At 47.6% G+C, this 6256-nt stretch carries 7 protein-coding genes; 6 read left to right on the top strand and 1 reads right to left on the bottom strand.

The window, feature by feature from the left end; translation table 11 throughout:
• Positions 1 to 418: PAS domain-containing protein (locus V6C93_RS22855; RefSeq protein ID WP_333478976.1), on the bottom strand; the 418-nt coding region annotated here is incomplete at its 3' end.
• Between the two features lie 410 nt (positions 419 to 828).
• Between V6C93_RS22855 and V6C93_RS22850 the strand changes: the two genes are divergently transcribed.
• The 6 genes from V6C93_RS22850 to V6C93_RS22825 all read left to right on the top strand — a co-directional run.
• Positions 829 to 3237, top strand: a complete 2409-nt coding sequence (locus tag V6C93_RS22850; RefSeq protein ID WP_333478975.1) for an NACHT domain-containing NTPase — start codon at positions 829 to 831, stop codon at positions 3235 to 3237.
• A 371-nt stretch (positions 3238 to 3608) separates the two neighbouring features.
• Positions 3609 to 4013, top strand: coding sequence for a twin-arginine translocation signal domain-containing protein (locus V6C93_RS22845; protein ID WP_333478974.1), 405 nt, complete (start codon positions 3609 to 3611; stop codon positions 4011 to 4013).
• Entirely contained in the window at positions 3964 to 4143 is a 180-nt protein-coding gene (locus V6C93_RS22840; protein WP_333478973.1) for a hypothetical protein, read from the top strand. Before V6C93_RS22845 ends, V6C93_RS22840 begins: the two co-directional genes overlap by 50 nt.
• Before the next feature lie 77 nt (positions 4144 to 4220).
• Positions 4221 to 5285, top strand: coding sequence for an aldo/keto reductase (locus V6C93_RS22835; RefSeq protein WP_333478972.1), 1065 nt, complete (start codon positions 4221 to 4223; stop codon positions 5283 to 5285).
• A gap of 72 nt (positions 5286 to 5357) precedes the next feature.
• Positions 5358 to 5519, top strand: a complete 162-nt coding sequence (locus V6C93_RS22830; protein WP_333478971.1) for a hypothetical protein — start codon at positions 5358 to 5360, stop codon at positions 5517 to 5519.
• Between the two features lie 51 nt (positions 5520 to 5570).
• A partial coding sequence (locus V6C93_RS22825; protein ID WP_333478970.1) for an L-dopachrome tautomerase-related protein occupies positions 5571 to 6256 on the top strand: 686 nt, incomplete at its 3' end.

Here is a 6256-nt window from a genome sequence, read left to right as displayed (position 1 = left end):
TGATTATACGGTACGTCAACTGGAATGAGCGGTGTTCTTGCAAGGCCACTTGAATCTCGTTCCAGACCAAGTTGCAGTCATCCAGATGGATGAGTTGAGCGTAGGAGACGGTTCGGTTCCCCATCAGGTCGGCAGGAAGATATCCCGTCAGAGGATAGCAGCCTTCGCTGATGAATTCCATTGTCCAGTCTGGGTCGTTCTTGCATCGGTAAACTATGCCCGGTAGGTTGCTCATGAGGGTAGCCAGTGTACGCTGACTCTCCCGCAGAGACTCTTCTGCTCGTAGGCACTGCTTGAGATCGTGTGAGCAAACATGGTCACGCTCTTGATGGGAGCCTCTTTTGCTCATTCCCCAAAGATAGCCAACGAGCAAACCTGTCGTTGCCGTACTGATGATCTGGAAAACAATGTCCCACATAATTTAAAACATTTTTTCTTAGTCTTTGGAATAGAAAAAATCAATAAAACTACTTTTTTAACCTCCCTTCTTACTCTCTTATTTTCCCCTGCCGATAACTCAGCGCTTCACAATTCCAAGAGGGTTGAGGCACAACTTCATTCTTCTTAACAAAACTAATCTGGAATCCAAAATCTAAAATCCAAAATCTAAAATCGACTAACATAACCCCCTTTTTCCAGCTGAATTGATTGAGGAATCAGATTCTGAAGACCGATTTTCCAAAATTGGAAAAGTTAAGGAAATCTGATTGATGATGGCGATCGCAAGCTAGAGATCCGGCAAAAATTTGGATATAGTTGTTATTGGAGTCAAAAAAAATGTAACGATAAATACCATAGTTGAAAAACTAGTGGAAACGATTGTAACAAATGGTAAAGCGATCGATCCGAGCATCTACAGTAGGAATTGAGCAAGCCAAACAAGCTTTTCGGCGTAAAGGATGGACGCAAGAGTATCTGGCGGGTGAAGTGGGGTTAGAAACGCGTCAGTCCATTTGGAAGTTTTTTAAAGGCCAGCCAATAGAGCGTCATATCTTTATAGATATCTGTTTGTGTCTGGATTTGGATTGGCAAGAGATTGCCTGCTTCAACATAGACTCGGCAACATCGGATCAGAAGGGAACATCTGCTCTAGAGCAGCAGACTGTCGCCTCTGAGGTGGATGCATTAGTTGAACAGGTGCGATCGCTCCTTTATTCCCCTATTCTCGCTCAATGTGGCAGCCTCCGATTACTCGATACGGCTCAGCCTTTAGCATTAGATGAACTTTATGTCAATGCAAACCTTCTCGAACAACTCAGTTGCCAGCAATGGCTAGAAGTATCGGACTTGCAATCGAGTACGAATAGTAGCTTGAACCGCTTAGGCTTGACCCAATCCAATTACAAGGCAGTAGCCGCCATTGATGCGATTAGTTTTGTGGGTACTAAAACAGCGATCGCAACTTACCCCAAACTGATGGTAATGGGCAAACCCGGAGCGGGGAAAACCACATTTTTACAAAAAGTAGCACTTCAGTGCATTCGAGGTGAGTTGCCGTTGGCAAGCATCCCCATTTTTATCGAACTCAGAAACTTAGCAGAGGAAACGCTTGCCAATAGTGTCACCATTGCGGATGACTTCAGTTTCATAGATTACATCAATCGTAAATTCAGGGATTTGGGTATCTCAGCACAGCAGGTAGAAAGGTTACTCAAACACGGCAAGGCATTAATTCTGCTTGATGGTTTAGATGAAGTCCGAGCCGGACATACCGATACCCTGCTTAAACAAATTACCAAATTTTCTAAAACATATTATCAAAATTCCTTTATTATCACCTGTCGTTTTGCCGCTCAACCGTACAGATTTCCTGGATTCACCTATATTGAACTGGCTGATTTTAACCAATCCCAAATTGAAGCCTTTGCGAAAAAGTGGTTTGTTGCGGCAGCCTCTAAGCAGAACAAAGAGGAAGGATTAAATCTAGCGACTCAGTTTATTGATAAACTCAAACTACCGGAAAACCAACCCATTCGAGAACTGGCGAAAACACCCATCTTGCTGAACCTGACTGTCAGTGTATTTCAGGCTAAGGCAGATTTTCCCAAAAAACGCTCAAAGCTATATGAGGCGGGATTAGATATTTTATTGGTACGTTGGGACGAAGCACGAGGAATTCAACGAGATGAAGTTTATCGGAGTTTGTCGCTCCCCCATAAAATTAAACTCTTGAGCCATATTGCGGCTACGACGTTTGAGGAAGGAAATTACTTTTTTGAACAAAGCGAAATCGAGCAACACATCGCTGACTATCTAACGAGTTTACCGGAATCGAGTTCAGACCCTGAGACACGGCGGCTAAACAGCGAAGCTGTGTTGAAGGCAATTGAGGCACAACATGGGCTATTAGTAGAACGAGCACTGGGTGTTTACTCCTTCTCTCATCTAACCTTTCAAGAATATTTGACCGCCAGAAATATTGTCGCCAGTCCGGATACCGCAACACTCAAGGAGGCGTTGCAGCGGTTGAGTGTCCACATTACACAACCCCAGTGGCGTGAAGTCTTTTTGTTAACCGCTGGATTGTTGAGGAATGCTGAACCCTTGCTACAGATGATGAAGCAGCAAATCGACACGCTGGTGGCGCGAGATCGGAAATTGCAGGAATTCTTGGCTGGTATTTGTAAAAAATGCCACTCCCTGCAAACCCCGTACAATCCAGCGGCAGTACGTGCCTTCTACTTTACTCTGTTTCTAGACCGCGATTTAGGGTTGGCAGTGGCCCTGGATCGGAACCTCGCCCGCGATTTGACACCGGAGTTAACTTTAGATTTGGAGTTAGCGCGTGCTTTTTCCCTGGTGCAGAGTCTGATACAGCATCCTAATATCCAGCAAATTTTGGCGTTGAGTTTTGCTTTAAACTTGGAGAAACTCTTGGAAAGGGAGTCAGAGTTAGACAGAAACCAGAAGCGATCGCATTTTAGCCAAGCGTTCCAACACCTCAAAGACCAACTGCCTGACTTAGGGAACGGTCGAGATTACTCGCTCCAATGGTGGAAGACTCAGGGTCAGGCGTGGGCAGAGCAATTTCGTTCTATGCTGGTCGAGTATCGCCAGATTGGTCATGGTTGGCAGTTAACGGATGTGCAAGTAGAGGTACTCAAGCAGTATTACCAAGCGAATCAGTTACTGGTGGATTGTCTCAACAGTGAGTGTAGATATAGTTCCGTAATCCGAGCAGAGATTGAGGCGACTTTACTAAAGTCTGAAGTAGGAAGTGTGAAGTTTGAAGTTTGAAGTTTGAGTTCTAGTCGTAGAGACGTTCCGCCGGAACGTCTCTACTCTTGTTGTACGGGTTAGTGAAAAAGGGGGTATACAACCCGGATTTGGTATGAAACGCTTTGCGTTAGCGCTTTTGTATTCATGAGCACATCTAGACTTAGCACTGACTTATTCCTTTAGACAGACCAATAACTCAATCACTACCCACCAACGCTAGACGAGAGATTGCCTCCAGCGCTTTAGGATTATTTATGGTGAGCTACGTTGAGTACCTTGGGTTAGCCCCTTCAAGCCCGTCATGGCTCATTTGCCATTACACAGCAAACCTACCGTGACATGAGCCACTGGTATTGGACGAGCTAATAACGCACTGCTTCCTTGTCTAGATGATTGGAATTGAGTGGAGTTGGTGGAAAAACCAGTCAGAGCAGGTTGTGTTCCTACTTTGGCGCTTATTGGAGGAGTTCGTGAATCAGAAAATATCGAGAAGAGAATTTGTCATGCTTGCCGGGGCGGGGGGGGCAGCGATCGCTCTTGGTAGTCCATTTCTGACACGATCGGCGGAGGCTGTATCCGCGCCTGACGCGCAAATGAAAGCAGTATTGGAGGAACTGGCTGCTTTTAATACACCGCCCATTGAGAAACAGTCGCCCATGAACGCTCGCAACAATCCTACGGCGGCGAATGCAGTCATGGGAGTGCTTGCCAAAGGCGGCAAACCTGCAATTGAAATGGTCGGTGATGTCAGCCGTCAACTTATACCAGGAAGCCTATGCCAATCGGCTGCGTGAGGCGGGTTCTGCTGTCAAGGCAACCAATTATACCAACGTGACGCATGAATTTTTTGGCATGGCAGCAGTGGTCGATCAGGCAAAGCAAACGGTGAGTGAAGCGTCAGCAGGACTGCGTTCTGGATTTTGAGACACGCGCAAGTAGCTGCCGTGGTCAGGGTGGCAAGGGTGGAAATTTCGATGGGTTATTGATTGAAGGAGACATTTGTGGATATCAGTAGACGCGAGTTGTTGAGGGTAACTTCTGCTTCGGGTTTGGTCGCAGTAGGGCTAGCCGCTTCGGAAGGCTTTTTGAAACCTCTCTTGGCTCAAGACAAACCGACCCAAGTTTTAGCTCAAAATGAAGTTGCCCAAGCTCAAACAACAAGCGGCGAGATGAGTTACAGGACGCTGGGACGAACAGGAGAGCGAGTGTCTGCAATTGGCTTAGGGGGACACCATATCGGACGCATTCGAGAGGAGCAAGAAAGTATCAAGCTCATCCGTAGTGCAATTGATCGCGGCATCAATTTCATGGATAACTCCTGGGACTATCACAACGGACGTAGCCACCGATGGATGGGGCAAGCGCTTAAGGACGGCTATCGGCAAAAGGTTTTCCTGATGACAAAGCTTGATGGTCGCACGAAGGGCGCTGCCATGATGCAGATTGATGAGTCACTCAAGGCGTTGCAGACCGATCACATCGACCTGATGCAGCATCACGAAATTATCCGGATGGAAGACCCCGATCGCATCTTTGCCCCCGGTGGGGCAATGGAGGCTGTGGTGGAAGCGCAGAAGGCGGGCAAGATTCGCTACATCGGATTTACAGGACACAAAGACCCTGCGGTTCACCTGCGAATGCTGGAACTTGCCACTCAAAACAATTTTCGTTTCGATGCGGTACAGATGCCGCTAAATGTGATGGATGCCCATTTCAGGAGTTTCGAGAAACAAGTCCTGCCCGTGCTGGTGAAGAACCAAATTGGTGTATTGGGGATGAAATCAATGGGCGACCCCTACGTTCTTAGAAGCAACACAGTCACCCCGATTGAATGTCTCCACTATGCTATGAATCTGCCTACTTCAGTTGTGATTACTGGCATTGATACTATGCAACTCCTCGAGCAAGCGTTTGAGGCAGTCCGCACGTTTAAGCCGATGGATCAGGCACAAGTTGCGGCAATGCTGAATCGCACTCGTGAGGCAGCGGCAAAAGGGCAATACGAACTGTATAAAACCAGTAACCAATTTGATAGTACTGCAATGAACCCATCCTGGCTGGGGTAAGTGTTTATGGCACTCAAAATTTCTATCAACAGCGGACAAATGACCATCAACAACAATTAAGTGGGAGGCGATGTGAAAGCTTTAGTCCTCAACTGCACACTGAAACCATCTCCGCAAGAATCCAATACTGAGGATTGCCAGCGATTCGCTAATGATGCCCAGATGCAAGCTTGTGCAGAAGTTTGCCGTCGCTGCGCGGAGTCTTATCGAGAAATGGCAATGGCAGCAGTTTAGTACTGCTTACTCTTTCGTTAAATAACTTAGTGGCAAAAGGAGAGATTACTTATGGTTAGTCAGTTGCAGAAGTTACCCATTGATGAGTCACTAGGCACACTGGAGCCAGTGGCTCACTTTGACGGTGCGATGCCGACTGGGGTGACGGTGTCCCATCAGGGGCGTATCTTCGTCAATTTTCCCAAGTGGGGCGATGAGGTCGCGTTTACGGTGGCTGAAATCCGAGAGGGTCGCCCTGTGGCTTATCCAGATGAGGCGTTCAATCGTACCAACCCTAACGACCTCACTGCGGCGCTTGTCTCGGTGCAAAGTGTGGTTGTCGATCCTGCCGATCGCCTATGGATTCTCGACACTGGCAGTCCGATGTTCCAGCCGACGCAGTATGGTGGACCGAAGCTCGTCTGTGTGGATTTGACGAGCGATCGCGTCATCAAAACCATCCTCTTTCCCCAAGATGTTGCCCTACCGACCACCTACCTTAACGATGTGCGATTTGACTTGCGGTGCGGTACTGAGGGCATGGCCTTCATCACGGATTCGTCTGACCAAGGGGCAAACGGAATTATTGTAGTAGATTTGGCATCAGGCGAGAGCTGGCGGAAGTTGCACGATCATCCTTCCACGAAGGCTGAGGAGCTATCGAGTTTCCGCCCAATCGTCGAGGGTCGTCCACTATTGGAACGTCAGCCAGATGGAAAGACCAAGCCAATCAAAATGGGGTCAGACGGGATTGCCAT

It is taken from the genome of Allocoleopsis sp. (assembly GCF_036703385.1).
Lineage (GTDB): Bacteria > Cyanobacteriota > Cyanobacteriia > Cyanobacteriales > Coleofasciculaceae > Allocoleopsis.
Note: the sequence above shows the minus strand (reverse complement) of the source record. Positions and strands in the feature narration are given on the sequence as shown.

Bases quoted from the DNA above. Each gene is read 5' to 3' on its own strand.
- V6C93_RS22850 (WP_333478975.1), top strand. From the start codon at position 829: ATGGTAAAGCGATCGATCCGAGCATCTACAGTAGGAATTGAGCAAGCC.
- V6C93_RS22845 (WP_333478974.1), top strand. From the start codon at position 3,609: ATGATTGGAATTGAGTGGAGTTGGTGGAAAAACCAGTCAGAGCAGGTT.
- V6C93_RS22840 (WP_333478973.1), top strand. From the start codon at position 3,964: ATGTCAGCCGTCAACTTATACCAGGAAGCCTATGCCAATCGGCTGCGT.